At 55.5% G+C, this 23,177-nt stretch carries 16 protein-coding genes and 2 pseudogenes; 5 read left to right on the top strand and 13 right to left on the bottom strand.

Features of this window, described 5'->3' with window-relative positions:
* Positions 1 to 25: 25 nt before the first annotated feature.
* Positions 26 to 1,531 (bottom strand): hypothetical protein, encoded by a 1,506-nt coding sequence (locus tag H8S59_RS02495; protein ID WP_187520391.1) that lies wholly within the window; start codon positions 1,529 to 1,531, stop codon positions 26 to 28.
* Positions 1,532 to 2,125: 594 nt separating this feature from the next.
* Positions 2,126 to 3,154, bottom strand: a complete 1,029-nt coding sequence (locus H8S59_RS02490) for a zinc-dependent alcohol dehydrogenase family protein (RefSeq protein WP_095101419.1) — start codon at positions 3,152 to 3,154, stop codon at positions 2,126 to 2,128.
* 373 nt (positions 3,155 to 3,527) lie between these two features.
* Here H8S59_RS02490 and H8S59_RS02485 point away from each other — a divergent pair, with 373 nt between their 5' ends.
* Positions 3,528 to 4,442: a LysR family transcriptional regulator gene (locus H8S59_RS02485; RefSeq protein WP_095101417.1), complete on the top strand. Its 915-nt coding sequence runs from the start codon at positions 3,528 to 3,530 to the stop codon at positions 4,440 to 4,442.
* A gap of 153 nt (positions 4,443 to 4,595) precedes the next feature.
* Positions 4,596 to 5,863 (top strand): annotated as a pseudogene (locus H8S59_RS02480) (tyrosine-type recombinase/integrase).
* Between the two features lie 83 nt (positions 5,864 to 5,946).
* On the opposite strand, the pseudogene H8S59_RS02475 reads toward H8S59_RS02480, so the two are convergent.
* Both H8S59_RS02475 and H8S59_RS02470 read right to left on the bottom strand, forming a co-directional pair.
* Positions 5,947 to 6,285: pseudogene (locus H8S59_RS02475) on the bottom strand (transposase); the annotation flags it as partial.
* 211 nt (positions 6,286 to 6,496) lie between these two features.
* Positions 6,497 to 7,297: a class I SAM-dependent methyltransferase gene (locus H8S59_RS02470; RefSeq protein ID WP_214658167.1), complete on the bottom strand. Its 801-nt coding sequence runs from the start codon at positions 7,295 to 7,297 to the stop codon at positions 6,497 to 6,499.
* Between the two features lie 63 nt (positions 7,298 to 7,360).
* Between H8S59_RS02470 and H8S59_RS02465 the strand changes: the two genes are divergently transcribed.
* A complete protein-coding gene (locus H8S59_RS02465; RefSeq protein ID WP_187520390.1) occupies positions 7,361 to 7,807 on the top strand; it encodes an Rrf2 family transcriptional regulator in 447 nt (148 codons plus the stop codon).
* A gap of 443 nt (positions 7,808 to 8,250) precedes the next feature.
* Here H8S59_RS02465 and H8S59_RS02460 read toward each other — a convergent pair whose 3' ends face one another.
* Positions 8,251 to 8,976 carry an SDR family oxidoreductase gene (locus H8S59_RS02460; RefSeq protein ID WP_187520389.1) on the bottom strand — a complete coding sequence of 242 codons (726 nt, stop codon included), beginning with the start codon at positions 8,974 to 8,976 and terminating at the stop codon, positions 8,251 to 8,253.
* Between the two features lie 100 nt (positions 8,977 to 9,076).
* On the opposite strand from H8S59_RS02460, the gene H8S59_RS02455 reads away from it, so the two are divergent.
* Positions 9,077 to 9,895 carry a LysR family transcriptional regulator gene (locus tag H8S59_RS02455; protein WP_187520388.1) on the top strand — a complete coding sequence of 273 codons (819 nt, stop codon included), beginning with the start codon at positions 9,077 to 9,079 and terminating at the stop codon, positions 9,893 to 9,895.
* 262 nt (positions 9,896 to 10,157) lie between these two features.
* Here H8S59_RS02455 and H8S59_RS02450 read toward each other — a convergent pair whose 3' ends face one another.
* The 8 genes from H8S59_RS02450 to H8S59_RS02415 form a co-directional block, all read right to left on the bottom strand.
* On the bottom strand, positions 10,158 to 11,798 hold the full coding sequence (locus tag H8S59_RS02450) for an ABC transporter substrate-binding protein (RefSeq protein ID WP_187520387.1): 1,641 nt from the start codon (positions 11,796 to 11,798) through the stop codon (positions 10,158 to 10,160).
* 484 nt (positions 11,799 to 12,282) lie between these two features.
* Positions 12,283 to 13,068 carry a cyclase family protein gene (locus H8S59_RS02445; protein ID WP_187520386.1) on the bottom strand — a complete coding sequence of 262 codons (786 nt, stop codon included), beginning with the start codon at positions 13,066 to 13,068 and terminating at the stop codon, positions 12,283 to 12,285.
* Entirely contained in the window at positions 13,065 to 14,063 is a 999-nt protein-coding gene (locus H8S59_RS02440; RefSeq protein ID WP_187520385.1) for a fumarylacetoacetate hydrolase family protein, read from the bottom strand. Before H8S59_RS02440 ends, H8S59_RS02445 begins: the two co-directional genes overlap by 4 nt.
* Positions 14,064 to 14,132: 69 nt before the next feature.
* Positions 14,133 to 15,377: an MFS transporter gene (locus tag H8S59_RS02435; RefSeq protein ID WP_425504545.1), complete on the bottom strand. Its 1,245-nt coding sequence runs from the start codon at positions 15,375 to 15,377 to the stop codon at positions 14,133 to 14,135.
* 51 nt (positions 15,378 to 15,428) lie between these two features.
* Entirely contained in the window at positions 15,429 to 17,921 is a 2,493-nt protein-coding gene (locus H8S59_RS02430) for an efflux RND transporter permease subunit (RefSeq protein WP_187520383.1), read from the bottom strand.
* Entirely contained in the window at positions 17,918 to 18,982 is a 1,065-nt protein-coding gene (locus H8S59_RS02425; protein ID WP_187520382.1) for a WD40/YVTN/BNR-like repeat-containing protein, read from the bottom strand. The genes H8S59_RS02430 and H8S59_RS02425 overlap by 4 nt, the downstream gene beginning before the upstream one ends.
* Entirely contained in the window at positions 18,982 to 20,340 is a 1,359-nt protein-coding gene (locus H8S59_RS02420; protein ID WP_187520381.1) for a DUF1329 domain-containing protein, read from the bottom strand. Before H8S59_RS02420 ends, H8S59_RS02425 begins: the two co-directional genes overlap by 1 nt.
* A gap of 40 nt (positions 20,341 to 20,380) precedes the next feature.
* Positions 20,381 to 22,054 (bottom strand): DUF1302 domain-containing protein, encoded by a 1,674-nt coding sequence (locus tag H8S59_RS02415; protein WP_246475020.1) that lies wholly within the window; start codon positions 22,052 to 22,054, stop codon positions 20,381 to 20,383.
* A gap of 176 nt (positions 22,055 to 22,230) precedes the next feature.
* Here H8S59_RS02415 and H8S59_RS02410 point away from each other — a divergent pair, with 176 nt between their 5' ends.
* Positions 22,231 to 23,154 (top strand): LysR family transcriptional regulator, encoded by a 924-nt coding sequence (locus H8S59_RS02410; protein WP_187520380.1) that lies wholly within the window; start codon positions 22,231 to 22,233, stop codon positions 23,152 to 23,154.
* Positions 23,155 to 23,177: the final 23 nt, after the last annotated feature.

Below are 23,177 nucleotides of genomic sequence, written 5' to 3'. Positions count from 1 at the left end.
TTTCCCGGCCAGGCCGGCCGTGCGGTCAACGCCCCGAAAGCACCTCAACGACATTGCCGCCCGTCTGCGGGTCAATGGTCATGACCCGTCTCTTGTCAGGATCGGAGGCGCGGACGCGGGCAATGATGGATGCCGGGTCGCTGAAATCCACGCGCTTTTTCCGATACAGGCTCTGCAAGCCTTCAAGGGTCAGCCCGCTTATGTCACCCAGCCATTGCAGAACCTGATCAGGTGCGGCCAGGCCCTGCAAGGCTTTGTGCAGGTCCGGCAGAGCGACCAGCATGCCCGGATGCAGACGCCGCAGGAAACCCTCAAGCTCGCGCCCTTCATTGACGAACGGTGAAAACAGCAGGCAAATCAGCTGTGCTTCGCTAACACCGAAACCTTCCTGCGCAAAAGTGGCCGCCAGCTCGCGACGGGATGCAATCCCTTCCTCGCCGACATAGGCATTCATGGCCTGATCAATCAAGCGCTGAGGCATGCCCTTGCGTCGCATCATTGTTTTGGCCAGTTGCAGATACTCTTCGATACCCTCGGCATAACTACGCCCCTGGACGTACTGCACTTTCAAGCCGCGCATATGCGCCATCAGCAACGGATTGGCGCAATCGGACTCACTGAAACTGAACGCCAGATCCTCAAAGCGGAAACCCAGGAATTCGGTCAGCAGCTTCCAGTGCTCTTCAGCATTGCTGACGATCAGGTCGGAGATGGCGATGAACGCTGGCGCCCCTCCTTTATTTGTAACGTTGACTGGCGCAATCAACTGATCCGCTGGCTCATCATTTGCCCCGTACAGCTCCTGATGGTAGGACTGGCTGATGCTGCCGACAATATTCAACATCGCGTTGAAATTCTGGTTTCCCGAATCCTTAAAGCGATAAGCAGTGCTCGGCGCCAGACGCATCACCCACGTGATGTACTGTTTTTGCTCCTTGCGCGAATCGCCACTCACCACCGCATCCACCCCGTCCCCCCAGGTGGTAGCGCGCTCAAGGAACTCGGCGATACCCAGATAGCAACTGTTGCAGAACGTGGTACGGCCGTCCCCGGCCGACACATGACCATTGACCAGCATGTCCGAGCGATTCTGCTCCCTTCCGGCACGGGACATGGGCACACCTGGCTCAAAGACTCTGACAACCTGATGGTCAACCTCCAACAATTCCACTCGAGGGTCGTCGTGCAGGAAAAGCGCTGAGTAGGTCCGCTGGATATTCTCCATGACCGCCGGGGTGATACCGGCGTGGCGCATATTGGCGACACGCAGATTGAAGGTGGCAGGCGCGCGCCCGGCGATGCTTAGCTGGGCGGCTCGTAGCAAGGCTACGGTGTAGGCGCTGTCTTTTCCGCCACTGAAAGGCACCAGCACATTGAAACTTGAAATACGCTCAATGCCGCCTGCCGCTACGATCAATCGCTGAATCAGCAATTGCAGCGCTGTGCGCTCTGCTCGTCGAAAATAACCCAGCAGCCGCTGCAGCACTTGCTGATAGACGTAGTTCATCGCCTGTTCGTGAATGGAGCTCATGCTGACGCACTCCTTTGCATTTCCCAATGACGTGCGTTGCAAGAAAGGAGTTTAAAATCGGACAGCACTGAAAAATCATAATTGACCATGACTCATTCCCTGAGTGGTAAGCACCCAACTATTATCGATATTAATTTCACAATTACAAGCTGCGAAACAGTAATTAAAGCGACGGACTTTAGTATGTTTAAGTTTGCCGAAATTAAACGCACTAGTTTAATTTCATGTTTACAGAAGGCTGACATTCTGTCGCATCATGACTCCGCAGGACCTAGCAAAGCCTGGGTCCTGCAGCGCTAACCGGTGGAGCTGATTCATTCGCGAACGATGCATGTCACACCTTGATATGGTCAAGGCTGCGCCCTTCTCTAATAAACTAGCCCCCACAGAGAGTGTGATTCAAACCAGCCAGGCAATTAAAGCGCACCGCACTGTTGTCGGTTTGTTTAATAGTGCTTATTGCACGCGGACAATTGTGAGCCGAATGTTTAAACCCTAAAAGACAACGCTCGCCTTACGGACCAAAACCAGTTATCAAAAAGCAAAATGCCCTCCAGAGCGGAGGGCATTTCAAGGGTGAAGCACTCAGCCTGATCAGGCCTGAGGCTCTTCCACTTCGAGCACTGCACGGCCACCAATCGGGCAACCATCCATGTAGCGGTGCGCCTGAACCACATCACTGAACGCGAAAACCCGGGTTTTGAGGGGTTCCAGCACCCGGTCGGCAGTCAGCTGGTTGATGTCACGCAGCGCACGTTGCAGCGCTGCGTCATCCTGAGTAATACCCAGCTCCGGCTTGCCCGTGAAATTGCCCAGACAGTGGACGAAGAACTGAATGTTTTTCTGGAACGCTGCACAAGCCGGGAACGGCGTCTGATTACCGCCTTGCAGGCCATACAGCACCAGACTGCCGCGAGGCGCAAGAACATCACCCATGATCGACATCTGTGGACCGCCCAGACCGTCGAGCACGACATCGACACCGCGATTGTCTGTGTACTTGTTGACGGCCATCAGAAGGTCCTGCTCTTCGGTGACCACCACTTTGTCGGCCCCCAGAGACAACAGGTACTCGCGAGCGTCGTCGGTTTTGGTGACCGCGATCACTTTCAAACCCAGCGCCTTGCCTAACTGTACAAACGAAGGCCCTGAACAGTGGCTGGCATCCGTGACCAAAGCGGTTTGTCCCGGCTTGATTCGCGCCAGATCAACATAGGCGAAGTACGCCACCAGCAGCGACGTGTAATGCACGCTGGCCTGAACCGGAGTCAGAACATCCGGATAACGGGTCAGTGACGTGCGCGGCATGACAATGATTTCACCGTAAACCGGGTGCTGATTCGGATCGGCCGCAGGAAAACTGGCAACCTTGTCACCGACCTTCAAATCATCGACGCCCTCACCCACTGCAGTGACGACACCGGCCATTTCCTGACCGATACCCGCTGGAAGCCGTGCCTGTGAAGGCGCCAGGTTCTGCCGCCAGAGCACGTCGTACCAGCTGATACCGATTGCCTGGACACGTACCTGAACCTCACCGGGTGCTGGCAGCGCGACCGGATGCTCTTCAATCTTGAGCACCTCGGCTGGACCAAACTGATGAAAACGAATCGTGCGGGACATTTCGAACCTCGCCTAGAAAACCTTGATGCCATGAACTCTATCCGGGCTCTGCCGGTAACACTATCAGTGGCTATTAATAGTCGACATGTCTGTCATCGATTGTCATAGGTTTCGCATGGATATTCCCAGGCCAATCGTCAAACGCTCATGCATTCATGGGCGGCCATTGTTCGCATGTCAGCGAGACAATGCAACCCGCAGCGTTGCCGGGCGTCTGGCGCGCGGAAAATTTATGAATGCGTAAAGGTAGCGTTTGCTCGTACTATTCATGCCCGAGATGTGTCAGCTAGATCCACCCTGCTTCACCAGACAGCTGCAAGTGTCCCGCTGTTTGCACACCATCGCATCGATCAACGGCCCGAGATCTCCCGCCATGAACCGCAACGACCTGCGTCGCGTCGACCTCAACTTGCTCATCGTCTTTGAAACCCTGATGCATGAGCGCAGCGTGACGCGGGCGGCCGAAAAACTGTTTCTCGGCCAACCGGCGATCAGCGCTGCCCTGTCACGCTTGCGTGGCCTGTTTGACGATCCGTTGTTTGTGCGCACAGGTCGCAGCATGGAGCCAACGGCCCGGGCAACAGAGATTTTCGCCCTGCTCTCGCCAGCCCTTGATTCGATTTCCACGGCCGTCAGCCGTGCTTCGGAGTTCGACCCGGCAACCAGCACCGCTGTGTTTCGCATCGGCCTGTCGGACGACGTCGAATTCGCCCTCCTGCCCTCCCTGCTCAAACGCCTGCGCTCGGAATCACCGGGTATCGTTCTGGTCATTCGCCGGGTCAACTACATCCTGATGCCTGCACTGTTGGCGTCCGGCGAGATATCCATCGGCGTCAGCTACACCAGCGACCTGCCAGCCAACGCCAAACGCAAGGTCCTGCGCCGCAGCAAACCCATGCTGCTACGCGCCGACACGATGCCCGGCGCATTGAGCCTCGAAGACTTCTGCTCCCGGCCCCACGCACTGGTGTCCTTCGCAGGCGATTTGAGTGGCTTTATCGACGAACACCTCGAGAAAGTCGGCCGCAAACGCCACGTCGTCCTCGCCGTCCCGCAGTTCAACGGCCTGGCCACCCTGCTCGCCGGTACCGATATCGTCGCCACAGTGCCCGACTACGCAGCCGCTGTATTGACGGCCGCTGGCGGGGTAAGGGCTGAGGCTTTGCCTATCGAGACCCAGACCTTCGAACTGCACATGGCCTGGCGTGGGTCGCAGGATAATGATCCGGGTGAAAGGTGGTTGCGGTCGCGGATTCAGATGTTTTTTGGGGATCCCGATAGCCTGTAATGGAGTTGCACTAAACTCCATAAAACTTTTTTAAAACAGGTGCTTACTGCTAATTTAAGTCCAATGCCGCCTGTCTAAATCCAATGGATTCTACGACTCATGGGGGCATAATTGGGGGCAAATTTCGGTTCCTTAAAAAGGATGCCACCACCGATGCCCCCAGATAATGCAGTCATTTTTCAGACGAAAACTGAGCGATGCCTTCATCCGCTCGCTGACCGAATGTGGCAAGCATGCCGACGGCGAAGTCCCTGGTCTCTACTTGGAGGTCAGGGCGTCGAGCAAGGTCGGCAAATCCCCGTCCAAGGTTTGGCGATTGAAGTATCGCCTGCATGGCAAGGAAAACCGTTTCTCCATCGGCGCTTACCCCGACATTAGTCTCAAGGAAGCGCGCGACATTGCCCGCGGCGCGCGCCGCGACGTGGCTAACCACACTGCACCGCTCAAGGCCAAGACCGCCAAGATCGAAGCACACCTGCTCAACGAGGTGCGCACTTTCGAATACGTAGCCAAGCAATGGTTGACGTTCAAGTCTGCCGAGCTGGTGAGCAAATCCATCGCGGGGTTTAACGGAGCGCTGAACAACCACATCTTGCCCGCGATAGGTAAAAACCCGGTCAGCGAGATCAGGCTGGAGCACATCACCACAATCATTACGGAGTTGCGCCGTCAGCGCACCATGGCCATGGCCCGCCGCGTGCGTACTATCATCCGTGCCGTCCTAGGCTTTGCCGAGGGGCGCGGATGGGTGGAACGCAATGTGGCGCTAAGCAACATTGAAGAGTTGAAGATCCGCCATGTCGTGACCAGCAACCCAGCGATCGAAAGGCCGGCCTACCTAGGCAGGTTTCTCCTGCGTCTGGATGACTGTAACCACGGCAGCGTAGCCGCAGCGATGCGGTTGCTGGTCATGTTGCCGGTTCGCCCAGGCGAACTGGTGCAGATGCGCTGGGAAGATGTCGACTTGGTCGGCGCCGATTGGCGTTATGTGGTGAGCAAGACCAAGCACCTGGACAAGAGCAAACACATCGTGCCGTTGCCTGAGCAAGCCTTGGTTCTGTTACGCGAACTACATAAACTCGCGTGTGGATGAAGAAGGCAAAGGCTGGGTGTTCGTCTCGCCGGTCTATCCGGGACGCCCCATAAACCCGACCTCCATGCTCAAGTCCTTTCAGCGTATCTGGCCGGAGTACAACATCACTGCCCACGGCTTTCGCGCCACTTACCGGAACATCGCCCACGAGCACTTGGGCATTGATCCCATTGTGCTCGAACTGTCGCTATCCCACCGGATGCCAGGTGCGCTCGGAGCGGTGTATGCGCGCGCGCAATTATTGGCGCAACGCCGATAGGCCGCTCAACAATGGGCGAGCTACCTAGACCTGTTGCGGCAAAACGCTGCGCTTATAACCACAGATTGACGATACAGTCTACGCACCAGGAATTGGAGCCGGAAACGAGACTCGCATCTAGCGTACGACACAATTGAAATCGCAAGGCACATTCGACCGTGGCGATTCTGGGAAACCGGAGAGTGATGGGACTTCATCTTCGAGGCTCAAGCGGCAGAACCAGCGATACGCCAAATTAAAATGAGCATCTCCGCACAACCGACGTTCGGAGCGAGGCCGTTGCAGTAGGCTACTCCCAACAGGCGAATCATCAGTTCGGGATCAATCGATGGACGCCCCAATTAGCCTATAAAAATCGGCGAGTTCATGGCGCAGATCGCTGAGATCGAGGCAGCGATAATGCTGCCCAGGAGGGGATTGGCTAGGATGTGATCTTCAATATTGAAGGAGTAAAACAGTCTCTCTCGTCCGCTCGACAATTGCCCGATTATGCTGCGAATCCTCCCGCTGGCCGATGATCTGATTTTGCCGCAGGCCAAGCAGGAGATTTTCTTTTCAACAGAGTCGGTCGGTACCTGTCTGTGACGGAGGAGGCCATTGTTTTGCCGTGTCTTATCGTTCAACAGCCGATGTCTGCCTCTGTTTGAGAGTTTTTACCCACCCTTCCCTCGATGTGCTTCTCATGGTTAGACAGGTCGATCGTTATCGCTGCGCAACCGCGATCAATGCGGTAGATGGAATGGGCAAGATAGGATTATTGCCTGCCATTTCCTTGACGTGGGCGATCACTGCTGCCTTTTCTGTATCGGTCAGACTCGTCCAGTCGGGTGACATTCCAAACAGTGTGTCAGGGTTATCGAGCGACTTCACATCCAGCTGATAGGCATTTGTCACACTCTCGATGACAGGATCCCGGAACCCGGCGGCGATCAGTTCGCGGGCGAAATCCAGTGTGTTGCTCAACGCTTTTACTGCCTCGGGCATCGCCATGCCCTCGCGGCCCGGGAAAAGCTTTCGTCTGACATTTCCCAGTAAAAGAAACGTCGCTGCCCCCATTTCTTGCCACGTTGCGACAATGCCATATCCCCCGATGGTAGTGACGCGGTGCATTTCGGCTAGCCCCTTGCGCCACTCAGGAAACATGATCACACCGAAGATCGAGAACGTCGCGTCGAAGGTTGCATCTGGCAGATCGAGCGATTGGCCATCCATGACCCGGGCCTCCACATTAGGCAGTCCTGCGCTTTTCACACAAGCCACCATGGCGGGGGAAAAGTCCGTTGCCAGCACCTGTGCGCCGGTTCGTGCGGCTGCCAATGCGAGGGCTCCGGTGCCAGTGGCGACATCAAGCACGCGGCTTTTCGGCGTTAGGGGGATCCGTGCGAGCGCCGCCTCCGCGAAGTGTGCAGTGAAGGGGTGTGCCGTTTTCTGATAGTGCTTTGCTGCAGCGTCCCAGTGATCAGCCTTCTCGAATTCGCGCATCGCGCTGTCCTCAAAACTCATGTAACTTTACAAGTATCATGAGTGGGTGCTTTCTGCCAAGTATCAGCAACAAAGGAGCAAACGATGCGTTACGACAGCCGTCTTTCGCGAATGCTACATATCCTGGTACACATGGCTCGGCACGGAGAGCCGGTAACGTCGGAACGGATAGCCGAAATGCTTGGAACGAACCCGGTCGTTGTTCGTAGAATGCTGTCCGGCTTGCGGGATGCAGGTTACGTCCGCTCGGAGAAAGGTCATGGTGGAGGCTGGGTAATCACCTGTGATCTTGAGCAAGTCACGTTACTGGACATCTATAACGCGGTGGGGCAGCCCTCGCTGTTCGCCATCGGCAATGAGCGCTCCAACCCCGACTGTATGATCGAGCAGGTGGTCAATCTTGCAGTCAACGAGGCATTACGAGAAGCAGAGTCTGTGCTGGTAAAGCGGTTTCGCACCGTTAGCGTGGGCGAACTAAATCGCTTGTTCGATGCACGTCGTGCTGCTGGCCATAACGACCCAATTTTATAGTCAGACAATCCTGAACGGTCGCCGCCGGGATGAGTTGATAGGTACAGTTGTACACGGCCTTGCTGAAACCGCGACGGCTTGACTCAATCAGTGTGTACCAAGCGAGCCAGCCGACTCTGTTGCTCATCTCAGTGACCGATGTTGTTGAAAGTTGTCCATAGTTTTGGAGGCAGAAAAAGAACGCGCCGAAGATTAAACCTTGGATCCCCGCATAGCCTTTCACGCTTAGATTTCACCTAAAATCTGCTTAATACCCACTTCCACCGTCCGGCCCTAGAGTGTTCAAAAAAAGACTTCTTCAACAGTGTCTATCACCAGCAGACGGTCAAACAAAGTTTGCCTGTTGTTAGTAGGCAACCGCCCACATTGAATTAGGCGGAGGAATCGCCGGCCTACTCCACAGCGTCCCATTAATCACTTGCAGCTACATTTAGATGACGCGTTTACGCCTGCTGACGCGTAGCTGCCATCACAATCTCACGGATGCAAACGCCCTGCGGCTGTTCATAGGCATAGAGTATTGCGCTGGCGACATCGGCAGCCGAGAGCACCACGCCACCCATGCCGGCCTTCCAGTCCTGGTATCCAGCTTTGATCGCCTCGTCAGTGGTGTGGCTTAGCAGTTCGGTTTCCACAGCACCAGGGGCGATTGTGATGACGCGTACATTGTGCGCGGCCACTTCTTCGCGCAGATTTTCCGATATGGCGTGTACCGCGAACTTGGTGCCCACATAAGCAACGTGGTTCGGGAACGTCTTTCGCCCGGCCACAGACCCGACATTAATGATGGTGCCTCGATTGCGCTCGATTAGACCACCTAGCACGGCGTGGATTCCATTGAGCATGCCCTTAACGTTAACGTCGAACATGCGATCCCACTCTTCTGGGTCCTGGTCGCTCATATTGCCTAGCAGCATGACACCTGCATTGTTGATAATGGCATCAACCGGTCCGTATTGCGCTTCGGCTTCCTGAACGGCGACCAGCAGCGCCTCGCGATCCGTCACATCGACGTCTCGACAGAGTGTGTCAGGCAAGCCAAGTTGAACCAGGCGCTCGACTCGGCGGGCCAGCAGCAACAAGGGGTGGCCCTGGGCAGAGAACAGCCGCGCTGACGCCTCGCCTATACCCGAACTAGCGCCGGTGATGATGATCAATGGCTTTGTCATGAATATATCCTGCTATTGAATTTTCAGATAACCATCAGTGTAAAGACACCTATAACCGCGATAAAATGATTAATTACTCTCGCAGGCATCGTTAATACCTATGGATATCCGACATCTCAAGGCCTTCATCGCGGTGTTCGAAGAACGCAATATCACCGCAGCCGCGCAACGCTTGTGCATCAGCCAGCCCACCCTGTCGGTGACCATTAAACAATTGGAAGAAGCACTGGGGGCCAGCTTGTTCAAGCGCGGATCCCGTGGCGTAGAGGTAACTGAGGCGGCGCGCTCACTGTACCCCCAGGCCTGTTCGCTGGTGGGCGAATCCGACGCCTTGCGCCAGCGCTTTCGCATTCGGGAAACACGCCTGCAATTAACGCTGGGCATCGAACACGACATAAGTCCCCGGAATGTGAGCGCGTTGCTACGCTTCGCCGTTCAGGCCGTACCTGAGCTCTACATTACCCTCCAGAATGGGTGCATAGGCGATGCCCGCCTGGCGGTCGAAGAGCAGCGTTGCGAGGATGAGCTGTTTTTGCCGATCTGGGACGATCCCTTTGTATTCGTGACCGCCAAGGACGCACACCTGGGTACGAACACGGGCCTCTACCCCTGGATCATCTGCCCCGATCACCCCTCCCACCAGCGTGTTATGCCACTATATGGCAACTCCACAGCTGCCGCGGTAGCCAGCAGCGGATCATTGCAACACTCGCTGCTGCTTGTAGCGGCCGGGATAGGCGTCGCAGTCTTGCCTCGCTCTCTGGTAGAGACAATGCAAGGCGTTACGACCCAACTCATCAATAGCCCTCTGCCAAGCCGTAGGGTGGGATTGTGTTATAGCAGCAAGGCACTGGAACACCCAGCCTTCCGCCTTTTACATGACGCGGTGCGCGATGCACCGGCTCATCGTTGGACATAATGACGCAGCGTTCCCTTGGCGTGGCCATTTCCTACGGTAGGGACAGCCACAGGTTTGACTCGCCCCCCCCTAATTTCGAGCGAACAACAATTCGGCGCTTTTGCATTCGTGACAAGAGCGCACATATTTCGGCGTCTTAGCGATTCGCCGAGCCCACATCACGAGCCGCTTCATCAACAACGCTACGGGCTGCGACCTGCCAATCCACCGCGCAGATTTGTCCGGATGAGCATGCGTCGTAAGCAGGCTGCGTCAGCCCTACCTATGCATCAAGCCAAACCTGCTCAGCGAACATGTATCCCATGAACCCTCCCAAAGGGTTGCTTCCATAACCTTTGATGCGGTTATCAGTGGCGTCGATGTTACTGATGAACACTGGAATCCCCACTCCGCCTTGCTGACTGACCAGCACCTGCATATCGGCGTACAACTGACGACGCTTCGCTTCGTCACTTTCTGCACGCGCGAGCGAGAGCATCTGGTCGAACTGGGGGTTATTCCAACCTGATTCGTTCCAGGGCGCGTTCGACTGGAAAAACTGCGTGAATAGTACATCCGCATTTGGCCTTGGGTTAACGCTGCCAAAACTGAGAGGATGCTTCATCCAATGGTTAGCCCAATAACCGTCGCCTGGCAAGCGATTGATGGTTAGCTTGAGTCCAGCCTGCTGAGCAGATTGCTGCAGCAACGTAGCAATATCCACGCCGCCAGGAATGATCGCGGAGGTCGCAATCGGGATTTGGATGCCACTCAGACCAGCCTTCTTCAGTAAAAAAGCGGCCTTTTGTGGATCGTAAATAGTCTGCGGCAAGTCCGCGTTGAAGTAACGGGCGCCAGGTGCAATCGGCTGGTCATTACCGACCACAGCGTAACCTCGAAATACTGCAGATTTGATCTGTTCTCGATCAAGCAGATGTTTCATGGCTTGAGTGAACTCCGGACTCTTTCCTGGCATCTGGTCCTGGCGCATGATCAAGTCGGTGTAATTACCACTGGGGGAGTCAATCACCTGATGCTTGGCGCTAGCCTTGATTCGATTGGTAGAGCGTGGATTAACCCCAGTGATCACGTGAACATCGCCCGCCAACAGCGCGTTGACGCGTGACGACTCATCACTTATGCCAATGCACTCGATCTCGTCTAGGTAAGGCAGTCCTGGCTTCCAATATTGGCTGTTGCGCACCATGAGGGAACGAATGCCAGGCTTGAACTCCTGGACCTTAAATGGCCCTGTGCCGATGCCAAGCGCGAAATCGGTGGTGCCGGCCGGTACAATCAACAGGTGCGAAACAGCCAGAATAGACGGTAGCTCGACGTTGGGGGCAATCAGACGAATCTGTAGCTCTAAGGGGCCGGTGGCTTTGACCTCTTCAAATTGACTCATCAACGCCATCAACTTGGACCCTGTCGCGGGATCTTTATGTCGTGACAGCGAGAACACTACATCGGCAGGCTCAAGCGATTTGCCGTTATGAAAAGTGACGCCTTTGCGCAACGTAATGGTCCAGAGCGTCGAGTCGCTGGTCTCGATACGCTCAGCCAACTCCATCTGCGGCACAAGTTTGTCGTCAAACCGTGTCAGCCCGTTGTAGCACATGTATTGGCGCACGTAGTCGGTTGAAAGTGAACCCTTTGCCGGGTCCAGGGTGTCAGCAGTAGAGCCTGACACGGCCGCGACCCTAATACGGCCGCCGGGTTTGCCCACCCCCGCGCCACTCGTTGTTTCAGCGGCCAACAGTTTTCCGGCAGCACCAAAGAGGCTGCTGGCGCTGGCAGCGGCTATTCCGGCAATGCCCAGCAGGCGCAACGTATCTCGCCGTGACATACCGTGCTGCAAACACTCGAAAGCACGCAGGCTTTCCTCACCTGTGATCAGCGCAGAGTCTTTTATTTCTTTGGTCATACCGGTCCCCTAAAGTTGTATTGAGCTCACAGCTGTCAAACGACAAAGTCACTCAAGTCAGAAACCTCGTCCGACCAGTGCGGTGTGTTCGTGTGGGTAGGCTATCGCATCCATTAAAGCAGCATGGGGTCGGCAGATGACGCTAAATATTTCGTCTAAAAGCAAGAGTCTGCGGCAATACAGGCCCGCCATAGCACACCCTGCTTCCGATAAAAAACGACTGTCCGGGAATAAGCATGTGTTGTTTTCTCAACCGCATTAGAGAGCACACCCACGCCTGCGATTTGAATATCGCAACGTCCGTATGGGCGATAACTCAAGCCGATACAAACGTCGATTGCGGCATTTTTCATACTATCGAAAATCTGCTGTCAGGCGCCGGAGGGTGAAAAAACTGAGCCCTTGCTGAACTTATATTTCACTTCGCATGCTTCATGGCCAATTTGACTCCCCCAGTCATCAATTCAGTTGACAGTGGAGAGCGTCACTCTTCAAAGATCGCCACTGCACGCACAAACCCTGCAGATGCCTGTCTGATTTTGTAAGGGAAGCAGCAGACCTCAAAACCATGCGCGGGCAGACATTCCAGATTTGAAAGTTTTTCCATTTGACCGTAACCAATGTCCCTTCCAGCCCGATGCCCCTCCCAGACTATCGAAGCATCACCCGTCGCCGCAAAACGCTCCCGGGTGTGCTTGAAAGGGGCATCCCAGCTCCAGGCATCGGTACCGACAACCCTTACACCGCGTTCGAGCAGATACATCGTAGCTTCACGACCAATGCCAATACCTGCGTCCAGGTAACCCACCTTTCCAAACAGCGCCCCAGCGCGTGTGTTGATCAAGACAATGTCCAGCGGCTGCAAGTCATGCTCGATGCGCTCGAGCTCAGCTTCTATTTCAGCCGCACTGACTACATGACCGTCGTGCAGATGACGAAAGTCCAGTTTCACTCCAGGGCACAGGCACCACTCCAGAGGCAACTCATCAATGCCATAAGCGGGTTTGCCGCCATCGGTAGTTGATGCGTAGTGCCAGGGAGCATCCATATGCGTTCCACTGTGGGTCGTGATCTGCAAGCGCTCGGCTGCCCAACCTTCATTTCCCTCAAGATCTTCCAGACGCAACCCAGGAAACATGGCTAATAGTTCAGGCGCGCCTGCCTTATGGTCGATATAGTCGATCTTCGGCAGCAACGGCGGCGGGTCGGTGTATGGGTTGTTGTCCAGGGTTACTGAGATATCTACCAAGCGACGTGTGCGTGGTTTCATAGCGAAGGCTCCTGGATCAAGGACGTTTGGGCGACGACACGTTGATCAATAGCGCCGAATACAGACTCACCCTCACCATTGAATGCTTCAATACGGATACGATCGCCAAAGCACATGAAACGGGTAATTGCCTGTCCGTGATCAATCAGCTCTATTGCTCGACGTTCAGAGATACAGGCAGAGCCCGCTTCACGATCCACGTTCGAAACCGTCCCTGAGCCAATAATGGTTCCGGCTCGCAAACAGCGAGTGCTGGCGGCATGCGCGATCAAATCGGCAAAGCTGAAACTCATCTCGGCACCGTTGGGCTGCCCGAACCATTCGTCATTCCAGCTCACCAGTAACGGCAAGCAAACGCGGCCATTACTCCAGGCTGAACCCAACTCGTCCGGCGTTACAGCCACCGGTGAAAAGCTGGAAGATGGTTTGGCTTGAAGAAAACCAAAGCCAGCCTTGATCTCTCGTTGAATAAAACCACGCAAACTGACGTCATTCACCAACAGTATCAAGCGCACAAACTGCAGAGCCTGTGAGGCGGGACACCCCATGGGCACTTCGTCGACGATCACCGCAAACTCTCCTTCGAAGTCTATCCCCTGCTCCTCACTTGGCAGTGTTACATCGTCACAAGGCCCCAGAAAATCATCGCTCGCGCCTTGGTACATCAATGGAATATGCTCCTCGGCCTGGGGTGGAAGACCAAAGGCACGCTGGATCAGATGTCCATGATTTAAAAAAGCGGAGCCATCACACCATTGGTATGCCCGGGGTAATGGCGCTTCTGCCTGCGCCGGGTAAAATGCAAATCGCTCAGGCAATTCGCCCCGATTAAGTGCGTGATAACACAGTCTCAGCACTGACTCCGCGACGGTCCAGTTTTCCAGTGCCTTCTGCAAAGTAGGGAAAGGGCTAGCCGCCACGGCATAGCGTAAATCCCATGAGACGACCACCAATTGACCGTCTCTGGTACCGTTTTTCAAGGTAGCGAGCTTCATCATGCAATCCTTGTGTGCTGTGAAAATACCTGCCGGCAGTGCAACTGTTTCGCGTGTATCACCGGCGTTTCAATGCAATGCGACATCACCCTTGACCTGAATCGGATCAAGCAGGCGCAAGCCCGCGAGCCTGGGCGCGATCAGTGAAAAAGCCGCTGCGAATACCAATCCCCAGCCGATCATGGCAACGGCATCAACGCGCCCTCCCACACCGCCACTCAAGAGCATGACCAATAGAGGGCTGGCAAACTGTCCACCGAAAAAACTGGCAGTGAAGGCACCGGTACCCCGGCCACGATGCTCAAAACTCAGACTCGATAACGCCCAGTTGACAACCGTGGGTAGCATCAAGCCGCAACCAAGACCGTTTACGAGCATTGCAATCACCACGGTACGGTAATCAGTCGCCGCCGCTAGCAGCATCAAGCCGACCCCTGATATCAGAAACGTTGCCGAGAGCAGCAACCCCGGACCAATACGGTTCAACCAACGAAAGCTCAAGGCCCCTACTAATACCGCCGCATGGCTAATGCCAATGGCCATACCCGTGCTTTGTGGCGAGTCAATGCCAAGGTGCCCAAGCAGAAATCCCGTTTGCACCGGCACAACGAAGAAGCCGAGTGTGGCCACGAGCGTTAGCAGACAGATCACTGAAAGTGGCCGCCATGGAAACGTTGTGGGTTCTGCCACTGACCGTGTGACTGACTGCTCGGATTGATTCCGCAAAGGCTCCCAAAGCGCCAATTGCATGAGCGGGACAAAAAGCAATCCGATGAAGTACACCGAGAAAGGGGTACGCCAGCCATGCTCGCCCAGCATCCCGCCGACCATAAAGAAAGTGGCCGCAGATAAGGAAGTAACAATGGTCTGCCACGCCAACAAACGCGCCCTGGACTTCCCTTCGTAGTAGTCACCAATCAACGTCGTGCAACAGGTCATGATTGCGGCCTCGGCAAGGCCCAATCCTGCACGGCTCAGCAAAATTGCATTGAGGTTGTCGAGCACTAACGGCAACGGACCACAGATGCCGTAGACCATCATTGCCATTACCAGCAGGCGCTTACGTCCTAGCCTGTCGGCAACCCAGCCGGCGAAGGGAGAAAAAAGAGCGATCATGAGCGCCGGAAGCGTCAGCACAATGGGCACCAGCAACGCTGTATTGGCACTGTCGGCAAAATGACCGGCAATTCGCGGCAACACAGGGGCAATCAAAACACCACCAAGAATCGGCAGACAGCTGCCTATCAGCAACAGCACTCCAGCGCTTGACCGTCGAAGACGTGGGGTAGCACCCGCCTGGGAAGTGACCATGATGTGTTTTCCTTTTTGTTAGGTGTGATCAATACAGGTCGATGCGACTGTTTATTATTGGGGTGACAGGGGACTGCCCGACTGAGTGCGCGCAGTGTCCATCCGGGGCGGTCGAATATGATCGGCGTCATCGACGCGAACGCTGCGCCAAGTCCAGCGCCAGGTTCTCGCATGGGGCAGTAAAAAGTGCGCCAGCGCGGGTAGCAGCACCAAGGCCCCAACCATGTTCAGGAGGAACATGAATGCCAGCAGAATGCCCATGTCTGCCTGAAACTTGATCGGCGAAAATATCCAGGTAGCCACCCCTACCGCCAAGGTAACTCCTGTCAACATCACCACTTTCCCGGTAAACAGGAGCGCGTTATGGTAGGCCTCAGACAAGGTATCCCCAGCCTTTAGACGGGCCAGTAAAATGCTCATGACATACAGCGCATAATCGACGCCGATACCTACCCCTAGCGCAATAACCGGCAACGTAGCGACTTTCACGCCGATCCCCAACCAGACCATCAGCGCTTCGCACATAATCGACGTGAGGATAAGCGGCAGGACAACGCACACGACTGCGAGCATTGAGCGGAAGGTCACAAGACACAGCACAATCACGGCCCCGTAGACCCAAAACAACATGTCGCGATTGGCCTGTTTAACCACAATGTTGGTTGCCGCCTCGATCCCGGCATTGCCAGCCGCCAGCAGAAACTTCACATCTGGGCCGTTGTTTGCCTGAGCGAAGGTTTCCACCTCATTCACCAGACGGGTCAGCGTCGTCGCCTTATGGTCACGCAAGTAAGCGTACAAAGTGATGGTGTCGCAACGCTGATTGAACAGCTCCCTTGGCGCGCGACCGGTAATTGAGTTAAGCAGTGACTGATTCTGGGTCAGGTCATACCATTTGGGATTTCCCTCACTCATGCCCACTAACAAGCTGCGGTTCAGACTTGCCAATGACGCTGTAGTCTCCACGCTCGGTAACTGGCGCAAACGCCACTCCAATGCATCCAGGCGCATTAACGCAGCGTAATTAGAACAGCCACCTTCGGGGGTCTTTACGATCACTGCAAATACGTCGCTACTGGCTCCGTAGTGAGCGGCAAGAAACGCATTGTCCAGGTTATAGCGAGAGTCGGCCCGAAGCTCTGGTGCTCCCGGGTCCAGATCACCGACGTGCAGGCCCAGACTGACCACATACCCCGTTGCGCCCAGTATCAGGCTCGCGACTATCGTGACCGTTGCCCAGCGTCGGCGTGTGAAGCAATCCAGAAATGCCCAGAAAGGATGTTTGGCGCCCTGCTCCGAGGCTGCTTCACTGCGCAAACTGCGCGCTGCGGCACGGGCCCCGACACCGCAATAACTTAGCAGTATTGGCAGCAGGATAAGGTTAGTGAACACCAGCACGGCCACTCCAATACTGGCAATCAGTGCCAGGTCCTGGATGACCCTGATCTGGATCAGCATCAAAACACCAAAGCCCACAGCATCGCAGAGCAAGGCAGTGAGCCCCGCGAGAAACAATCGGCGAAAGGTGAATCGAGCCGCTACCAGGCGGTGCATTCCTCGACCGATATCCTGCATGATGCCGTTCATCTTTTGCGCGCCGTGGCTCATGCCAATAGCCAGCACCAGAAACGGCACCAGTATCGAGTAAGGATCAAGTTCAAACCCCAGCAACGAAACCAAACCCAATTGCCAGATTACGGCGATCAAAGAGCAGCCCATCACTAACAAAGTGCTGCGAATGCAGCGGGTGAACCAATACAACATGGCACTGGCGATCAGAATCGCGACCGCAAAGAACAGCAGAATCTGTCTCAACCCATCGATCAGGTCGCCGACAACTTTAGCGAAACCCGTGATGTGAATGGTTAGCCCCTGAGCCTGGAACTCCTCTCTAAGCTGCTCCAACTGGCTGGAAAATTTTTCGTAATCCAAGACCTTCCCAGTCTGTGAATCAGTATCAAGCAGCGGCACAAATAGCAGGCTTGAGCGCGCATCAAGGGCAATAGTCTGGCCAATTTCCCCTGAACGAGCGGCGTTCTGCCGAACAGTTTCCAGACTGGCTGGCGAACCATCGTAATCGTCCGGAATCACACGTCCGCCTTCAACACCCTCCTCGGTCACAGCCATCCATCGCATGTTTGGCGTCCACAAGGACTTCATGAACGGGCGGTCCACCCCGGGCAGCAAAAAGACCTTATCGCTGAACTTGCCCAGCAGTTCCAGATAGCGGGCGTCGTAGATCGACGCTCCAGGCGCTTCGACAGCGATACGTACCGAATTTCCAAGACCGGTGAGTTCGCCCTGATTAGCCAGGTAATTAGCGATGTAGGGATGCCCGGTCGGGATCATTTTTGCGAAACTGGCATTGAGTACCAGTCGGGTGCTGGCCGCTCCCAAGCCAAGGGTCAGCAGCAGGCACAGCAGCAGTATCAGACCACGGTGATTGAACAGACCACGCTCGATTAGCGAGCCAGAGCGGGTATCGAAGTCAGTCAGGTTCTGCTCGGGACTGGCGGGGCGGTCGTCCTTGAGTTTGACTTCACTCATTGCAAACCTCCTTGCACGTCCAGACGCTTGACACCACGGGCGCCCACTACCACCCATTGACCATCGGTTGCCTGAGCCAAAGCTGCGCTCGGGGCTGAGGCAGACGATGTCTGCATCCGCAATTCGCTGTTGTCGCTGGTACTAAACAGCAGGTGACCGCTTTGGTCGACTAACATCACGCGCCCTTGGCTCACACTGCGAGCCGCCATCAGGCTGGCTTTGGAGGGGTTGCGCAACGACGTCCAATGCCGACCTTGATCCTGGGTCCGCCAGGCATTACCCCTGAGTCCCACCAGCAACAGATCACCGCTGGCGGCCAGGTTCATCGCAAAAAAACTGCCTTCATAGGGCGTGGGTACGCGCTTGAAATGTCCACCGTTGTCCATCGATGCAAACAACACGCCTTGCTCGCCAGCGATGTAAATTTGCTCGCCTTGGGAGGCCACAGCGTAAAGGTGATTACCGGCGAGGTTATCCAATCGATTCACCCAGGATGTCCAGCTCTGTCCGCCATCGTCGGTATGCAGAATCAGCCCGAAAGCCCCCACAGCAATCCCCCTCAAGACATTGCTGAAATGCACGGCCAGTAACGGTTTGTCAGCGCCCTCAGCGACAAACCGCTGAGCTGCCTTGAGCTGCCGTGTGTCAGCGGAAGCATCCGCGGACACCGCCTCAAGTACGCGCTGCGCAGCCATCTTTCCGTCAAGTTGTAATGTCCAGCTTTCACCACCATCAACGGTGTGCAATATGCTCCCGGCATGGCCTACCGCCCACCCCTCACGAGCGGACGGAAAACTCAACGCAGTCAGACTGACGCTGACCGGTACGGATGCCTGACGCCAATGGCTGCCATCGTCGTCAGAGAACAGGATCAATCCATGCTCGCCCGCTGCAACGAGACGCTCGCCGGCACGAGCAATGTCAATCAGTACAGCTTTGGTCGGCTGGCTGACATGCAATGCCGGGCGCTGTAGCACATCGTTGACTGGTAGCTCGCCAGCCTGAGCCATTAGACTCGCTAACAGTGGCCAAGCGACGTAACACCCACGTCGCAGATTCATTACCGTACACCGTCGGCAGCAAGGCCATCGGGGCTGAAATCACTGTCAGGAAAAGGCTTGACCAACTGGTTCTGAACACGCTGCTCGGTTACCACGTTGTTGGCCATCCATGCCCCCGTCTGCAGGTCATATTGAGCAAACATCCCGCGCACCAGACCCGGTAATTCAGGAACGGCATAAGGCAGTTGCAAATAGGTCCGCCACAGACGCTGGTTAGCATCCCAGCTATCGCCCAGCATCGCCATCCACGTGTCTTCGTCTACGTACAAACGCCGCTTGGGCATGCTATGACGCTTGCCGGCGACAAGATTGCCCTCAACGATCCAAACGCGATGCAACTCCCACCGCATGTGATCCGGATTGAGAAATCGCTCGCTAAGAATGTCGGCATCCTTGGCAGGCTGCAGGATCATATTGCTGTTATAGGGAATGAGCATTTCCCGCTTGCCGACAATTTTCCAGTCGTAGCGATCCAGTGGGCCTGTGAACACCGAAACCTCATCAAAGTTGGCCACTCCGGAACTGGTTGGCGTCGGCGTGTCGTAGGCAGACACCGGCAACTTGCGAACCCGGCGCTGCCCGGTGAGGTACACCCAGGATTGCGGCCCGCCATTGGCATAGTCCAAAGGCTCACGCCCCAGCAACGCCTCACCCACGCGCAAAGGAGGCCCAAGATTGACCAGCTTGGTCATCCAGTAAGTGCCATTGAATTCAGACTTGGTGTTCTGGAAGTAATACGGCATTTCACGCTGCGACTGGATGGTACTGGACAGGATACGCTGGCCATTGGCAGTGATAATGTAGACGTTAAAGTTGTTCTTCCAGGCCTCTCCGCGCCAGCTCAGTTGATGGTTCCATACCACCTCCGCACCCGATTTCGGGATCGGAAACGGGATCCCCCCGCTCGCGCCCTCCAAGGTATTGTTCTGATTGGCAAGGTGCGCAGCAGTGGCGTTTTTCAGGGTATTGTCGTAGACCCACTGTGGCGCCGCAGCAGTGCGCCGAGTCGGGTACACATCAATGCGGTAATCGGGATATTTAGCGAACAGGGCCTGCTGCCCGTCGCTGAGCTTGTCTTTGTATTGAGCCAGGTTTTGCGACGTCACCGAATACAGGCGCTTGTCGCTGGCGAAATAGTCGGGAATTCTCGGTCCTGCAGTCATGCCCGCCGGCACTTGAGTGAAACCACGATCCCAGGCGGGAATGCTGCCATCGGCATTTCCAGCGCGCTCGCCCCCCAAAGGAGTCAGGTTGGACTTGAGCTGCTGGGCCTCAGTGTCCGTGACAGCCCAGGTGCTCGCCGACAGGGTCGTGAGAAACCCGGCCAGCAGAAGCTGATTCATGGGTTTAAGCGTCATGAAAATTACCTCTCATTATTCTTGTTATGGATCAGCCAGATCAAAATGAACGCTGCGCAGTCAGCGCAATGAAGTCACGGTCCTTGAGTGGCTGACCGTAGGTATTGGCGTTCCCTGCATCCAGAAAGTTGTCGCTGCCACCGATGTAACGGGTGTAATTGAGGCCGACTTTCCAGGTCTGCAGGTAGTCAGCCTGGACACCGATGCTCAGATCCCCCCCCTTATCACCTATACCGTTGTTGAACTTGGTGATTACCGACGATCTCCCCTTGGGGTTGTAACCCAGGCCCACTGGCACACTCAGGTCTACGCCCGGGTAAACCTGGAAGAAGTTCTGCGTAAAGGTGGTACGTAGCCCCCACGCGTCGCGTTCACTGTTGGGGTCCAGAGCCGCCGGATTTTTGGTAATACTGGTGCGTCGGTGCCATGCCACTTCACCGGCAAGGCTGGCCGAGTCCCAGATACCATTGCCAGCGAATGAATAAAGCGTGGAAAGCTGTGCGTGCAAGGAGTTGCCCACGGCGTACAAGGCATTACCGTCGTTATTCCCGGTACCGCCGGCGTTTGATTGTGAGACGCTGACGAGCGGCGTATTGCGACGAACCGACACCTCGCCTGCGACGTTGGCATCCCCTATGGACGTGCTGAAACTAGCGCCATAGGCACGGATATCTTCGGCGTAAACCAACTGATACTCACCCAACTGACCGGTGAGTATGTTAGGGCCGGTGACATTGGCCCGGGTGTAGATCATCGGATCTTTCGCGTGATACTGGATTGCATACAGACCGAAATCGGTGTTCCAGTCTTCGGGCGAGAATCGCAGCGACAAACCGAACTGTCCGCTGTCACGGGCCTTGATGTCTTTGCCGCGAAAGAATGCCAACGGCTGCTGGGCAGGACCGATAGGGCCGCCGACTATCAAACGCTCTCCACCGTCGCCTACGGCATCCGATGTGGAGAAATAGCTACCAACGGCCGGTATACGATTTTCCTCCCATTCAAACTGGTAATAGGCAGCCACCGACAGATTGGAACGCAGCTGTAACTGTCCGGAAAACTGATTGACCGGGCGAATCAGCTCTTTGAATGGGGTGTTGGGTACGGAAGTGGCCTTGATCACATCTATTGGCGCCTGGCCGGCGGCAATACCGTTAGCGCCAAAGAACAGGCTCTCACCCCATAGCAGAGAATGGCGCCCGAGACGGAAGTTGCTGGGCAGCCCACCTAACGATCCTTTACCAAATACGAAGGCATCGAGAATCTCGGCCTGACCGCCATGGAGTGCCCGCGTGTCGTCAGTGAACTCGTTGTAGCTGACTGAGCGCTGATTGGCAGTGGCAGGTGAATCGTTATCGTTGTGACCTTGGTAAACACTGTCATACCAGCCCGCAGCACTCACCCGCGCGCCGAAATCCTGGTAGCGCGCGTCCAACTCGGAAAACAGGTTGAGCCGATTGGAAATCAGCCCTCGGTCAAAATTGCGATCACTGTCGTCCTGATTGACTGAGCTGACTAACTTGCTGTCTCGCTCCTTTACTCGCCAGGCCGCGTTGTACTTGATCGTGTTATCCCAGCGAACCCTCAGGTCGGAATCACCCGTATCGATTTCAAATGCACCCACCTGTGGCGGCACACTTATCGCAGCTATTGCAGCAGTCAACATCGCCACCTGGCGACTCGATTTGCCGGTATTAAGGCGTGTCCGTTTCATCAATCGCAACCTCTGACTTGTTATTTTTGTCTTGAAAGGTTTTGTGAGAGCGACGGCCTTGGCGCTCACTGGAATGATCATAGGCAGCTTTATATGCATCCCGATAATCGATTGTTCAGATGCCATGCATCCAAAAATAGTGATACAAAGAGACACCACCACGGGAGGTCGTTACGATGCGTTTCCATCATCTGGATTTGAATCTGCTGGTAGTGCTGGACACTTTGCTCACCGAGCAAAACATCACTCGTGCGGCAAAGCGGCTGAATGTCAGTCAGTCCGCGGCCAGTGGACTGCTGGCGCGATTACGTGAGTATTTCGCCGATGAATTGCTGGTCCAGGTTGGGCGCAAGATGCTGCCTACGCCGTTGGCCCAAAGCCTGGCGGAGCCCGTTAGGCGCGTGTTGCTGGATATTCAGTCAACCATCGTCAACAAGCCCGAATTCGACCCATTGACCTGTAAAAGACACTTCAAGATTGTTGCTTCGGACTTTGTAACCACCGTGTTTCTGAGTCCTGTGGCGCAACGTCTACAAGAGCAAGCACCGCATATTTCCCTCGATATCCAGCCTACCGCCAATCACTACAACGACATGCTCACCCAAGCGGAAGTTGATTTCGTGATCATGCCGGATCATTACCTTTCAGACTTGCACCCAAAGGCGTTGCTGTTCGAAGACAGCTACCAATGCGTCGTCTGGCGTGACAATCCCGAGGTCGGGGAGCACATCACCCTCGCCCAGTATCTGGAACTTGGGCATGTTGCAGTGAATTTCGGTAGCGCCAGGGCGCCCAGTTTTGATGAAGAGTTTCTGAGGCGTTATGGCAAGTCGCGCCGAGTGGAACTGACCACCAGCAGTTTCAATACATTGCCCCACTTGCTGGTAGGCACTCACCGCATTGCGGTGATGCAAACGCGTCTGGCCGCCCTGTATTGCACCTACCTGCCGCTAAAGGTATTACCCCTGCCTGTCAAGCTTCCGGTGCTGCGGGAGTTTACCCAATGGAACAAGTTTCTCGACGGCGACCCGGCTCATCGCTGGATGCGCAACCTGTTCCATGAAGTGGCCAATGAACAGGGCCAGCCAGAAGTCACCTGACGACGTTTATCAGTATCAATGCG

It is taken from the genome of Pseudomonas folii (assembly GCF_014357575.1).
GTDB classification, from domain to species: Bacteria; Pseudomonadota; Gammaproteobacteria; order Pseudomonadales; family Pseudomonadaceae; genus Aquipseudomonas; species Aquipseudomonas folii.
This window is presented reverse-complemented; position numbering and strand designations above follow the sequence as displayed.

Excerpts from the sequence above, each read along its gene's own strand:
- H8S59_RS02425 (WP_187520382.1), bottom strand. The coding sequence starts at position 18,982 with ATGAATCTGCGACGTGGGTGTTACGTCGCTTGGCCACTGTTAGCGAGT.
- H8S59_RS02485 (WP_095101417.1), top strand. The coding sequence starts at position 3,528 with ATGAACCGCAACGACCTGCGTCGCGTCGACCTCAACTTGCTCATCGTC.
- H8S59_RS02490 (WP_095101419.1), bottom strand. The coding sequence starts at position 3,154 with ATGTCCCGCACGATTCGTTTTCATCAGTTTGGTCCAGCCGAGGTGCTC.
- H8S59_RS02465 (WP_187520390.1), top strand. The coding sequence starts at position 7,361 with ATGCGTTACGACAGCCGTCTTTCGCGAATGCTACATATCCTGGTACAC.
- H8S59_RS02430 (WP_187520383.1), bottom strand. The coding sequence starts at position 17,921 with ATGAGTGAAGTCAAACTCAAGGACGACCGCCCCGCCAGTCCCGAGCAG.
- H8S59_RS02410 (WP_187520380.1), top strand. The coding sequence starts at position 22,231 with ATGCGTTTCCATCATCTGGATTTGAATCTGCTGGTAGTGCTGGACACT.
- H8S59_RS02495 (WP_187520391.1), bottom strand. The coding sequence starts at position 1,531 with ATGAGCTCCATTCACGAACAGGCGATGAACTACGTCTATCAGCAAGTG.
- H8S59_RS02440 (WP_187520385.1), bottom strand. The coding sequence starts at position 14,063 with ATGAAGCTCGCTACCTTGAAAAACGGTACCAGAGACGGTCAATTGGTG.
- H8S59_RS02445 (WP_187520386.1), bottom strand. The coding sequence starts at position 13,068 with ATGAAACCACGCACACGTCGCTTGGTAGATATCTCAGTAACCCTGGAC.
- H8S59_RS02455 (WP_187520388.1), top strand. The coding sequence starts at position 9,077 with ATGGATATCCGACATCTCAAGGCCTTCATCGCGGTGTTCGAAGAACGC.
- H8S59_RS02470 (WP_214658167.1), bottom strand. The coding sequence starts at position 7,297 with ATGAGTTTTGAGGACAGCGCGATGCGCGAATTCGAGAAGGCTGATCAC.
- H8S59_RS02420 (WP_187520381.1), bottom strand. The coding sequence starts at position 20,340 with ATGACGCTTAAACCCATGAATCAGCTTCTGCTGGCCGGGTTTCTCACG.
- H8S59_RS02460 (WP_187520389.1), bottom strand. The coding sequence starts at position 8,976 with ATGACAAAGCCATTGATCATCATCACCGGCGCTAGTTCGGGTATAGGC.
- H8S59_RS02415 (WP_246475020.1), bottom strand. The coding sequence starts at position 22,054 with ATGAAACGGACACGCCTTAATACCGGCAAATCGAGTCGCCAGGTGGCG.
- H8S59_RS02450 (WP_187520387.1), bottom strand. The coding sequence starts at position 11,798 with ATGACCAAAGAAATAAAAGACTCTGCGCTGATCACAGGTGAGGAAAGC.